The organism is Pseudoalteromonas sp. H71 (genome assembly GCF_001468485.1).
Lineage (GTDB): Bacteria > Pseudomonadota > Gammaproteobacteria > Enterobacterales > Alteromonadaceae > Pseudoalteromonas.
This window is the reverse complement of record NZ_LODI01000038.1, coordinates 1-2,612: the sequence shown is the minus strand read 5'-3', so window position 1 is coordinate 2,612 and position 2,612 is coordinate 1. Positions and strand designations below refer to the sequence as shown.

2 protein-coding genes are annotated in these 2,612 nt (G+C 38.5%); one reads left to right on the top strand and one right to left on the bottom strand.

Annotation, left to right across the window (positions count from 1 at the left end):
* Positions 1-464: 464 nt before the first annotated feature.
* Positions 465-950: a transcription/translation regulatory transformer protein RfaH gene (rfaH, locus tag ATS71_RS14365; RefSeq protein WP_058405447.1), complete on the bottom strand. Its 486-nt coding sequence runs from the start codon at positions 948-950 to the stop codon at positions 465-467.
* Between the two features lie 294 nt (positions 951-1,244).
* Here rfaH and ATS71_RS14360 point away from each other — a divergent pair.
* A partial coding sequence (locus ATS71_RS14360) for an MBL fold metallo-hydrolase RNA specificity domain-containing protein (protein ID WP_058405446.1) occupies positions 1,245-2,612 on the top strand: 1,368 nt, incomplete at its 3' end.

Sequence of the window (2,612 nt, the reverse complement as noted above, 5' to 3'; positions counted from 1 at the left end):
CCTAAATCATCTGCAATATCTTCTATACGAACATCATCACATTGAGATAGTGCTTTTTCAACAGCTTGTACTTTAAATTCGTGTGTAAACCGACGACTCATTTTATCTACCTCTATTAAAAGTTAGAGGCGACAACTATCCTGACACAGGGGGTAATAATGTTTTATTTATTTTATCATTTAGGTTAAAAATTTAACCGCTAGACAATTTTAACCACCGAGAGCACTGCGCGCTACACAGAGGAAAGATACTATTTTCTAGTATTTTCTCCTTTACTTCTTCTTGTTTTCTCTGTGGTGATAATAATTTTTTACTTTACCATTTAGGTAAAAAACCAACCTACAAAACTTTTGCTTGTCTAGCCCTTCGGGCACGCTTCCGCCCCTAGGTTGCAGTTCCTACTTACTGATATATAACCTATTTTTATAAACAACGTGCTAGTAAGCTACACGCCTACAAAGCCTTTAACCAAATTCAATATCTTTATTATCTACGCTCATTTCTACCTGCTTATTAAGCAAGTTAATTAACAAAATACTGCGTAGGTCGCCGTCGGGCTCTTTGTATATTGCGTCTATATTTTTAAACGAATTATTATTTACACTTACTGCATCGCCCTGTTTAGGTAACTGCGATTCAACCGTATATAAATTGTGATTATTTAAATATTCAATTATTGCTAGCGGTACAACCTGGTAATTAGCGCCATATGTTACAAAGCCACCTATACCGCGGGTATTTTTTACTGCAGCAAAGCAGCCATTTTTTGAGTTTAGGCAAACAAATAAGTAATTTGGAAATAAAGGAACTTGTTTGACGGTACGACGACCTTTAACCAGCTTTTCAGTGGTTAATATGGGGTAAAAAGCTTCAATTCCTTGATTATTCAAGTTGGCTTTTGCCCGCTCTTCTTGGCGCGGCTTACACGTTACTAAATACCAACTTTCCATGGCAACCTTACTACTTACTATATTGCAATAAACACAAGATTAAACTAAATCGAGTGCCATTATAGCCAGCGTATAATGCCTATGTAAATATGCTTGCTAAGTTATTGGTTACTTACATAACCTAAGTACATTGTTATTGTTTATGTAACAATTACTTAACCAAAGTTGAAGTTTATGACTACCACACTGTCACCGTTCACTTTTCATTCAAACAATGCATTTATTTTATATTTTGCAAATTACAAAAATGTTATCTACCTTAGGTAATTAACAAGTTTTTAAGAGTAAATGTATATGGATATACTTCACCACGGCGCGGTTAATGGTGTTACAGGCTCATGCCATGAGCTTTTAATTGATGATCAATCAAGCGTACTTATTGATTGCGGGTTGTTTCAAGGGGAGGACTCAAAAGAAGACTTATCAATAGAGTTTGATATTAGCCACGTTACTGCGCTTATTGTTACGCATTGCCATATTGATCATGTGGGCCGAATTCCCTATTTATTTGCCGCGGGTTTTAAAGGGCCTATATTTACCTCGCAAGCTTCAGCAAGTTTATTGCCGCTAGTAATAGAAGATGCACTAAAAGTAGGCGTTACACGCGACCCTAAAATTATAAGTGCCTGCTTAAACCTACTAAAGCGCCGTATTGTACCTGTAGATTTTAAAACATGGTTTGACTTGCCATGCAATGGACAGCAAAAAGCGAAAGCCCGATTTCAGCGAGCTGGGCACATTTTAGGCTCGGCCTATGTAGAAATTGATATTAAAAGTCATAAGCAAGGTACTAAACCAAATGGTACTCATCGCGTTGTATTTTCCGGTGACTTAGGTGCCCCCTACACGCCCTTACTTCCCTCGCCCAAAGCACCTTATAAAGCTGACACTTTAGTGATTGAATCCACCTATGGTGATAAAAACCATCAAGGCCGTAAACAGCGTACCCAAACACTTAAAAAAGTAATAGAGCGCGCGGTTGCTGATAATGGAGTGGTGTTGGTGCCTGCGTTTAGTATTGGCCGAACCCAAGAGCTACTTTACGAATTAGAACAACTTATACATAGCTCTGGTAAGCATTCAAAATGGCGAGATATTCACGTAATACTCGACTCCCCCATGGCGGCAAACTTTACCACTCAATATAAAAAATTTAAGCATTTATGGGATAACGAAGCAAAACAAAAAGTAGCCAAAGGCCGGCACCCTCTTGATTTTAAAAACCTAACCACGGTTGATATGCACAAAGAGCATATAGCCATTATTAATTACTTAAGTACGCGCCAAACGCCTGCCATTATTTTAGCCGCTAGCGGTATGTGTACCGGTGGGCGAATAGTTAATTACCTAGAACGATTTTTAGCTGATAAAACGACTGATGTTTTATTTGTGGGCTACCAAGGGCGAAGCACGTTAGGCCGCGACATTCAAAAATACGGGCCACGTAATGGTTACGTATTTATAAATAATAAACGCGTTACCATTAACGCCAAAGTACACACCATTAGCGGCTACAGTGCGCATGCCGATCAAAACGGATTAATTAAGTTTGTAACGGGCATGCGTAAAAAGCCAAGTCATATAAAAATTGTGCATGGTGATGATGATGCAAAAGCCGCATTAGCCAGTAAGTATAAAGAGGTGTTGGGTGAGAGCGTTAAA

Excerpts from the sequence above, each read along its gene's own strand:
- rfaH (WP_058405447.1), bottom strand. The coding sequence starts at position 950 with ATGGAAAGTTGGTATTTAGTAACGTGTAAGCCGCGCCAAGAAGAGCGG.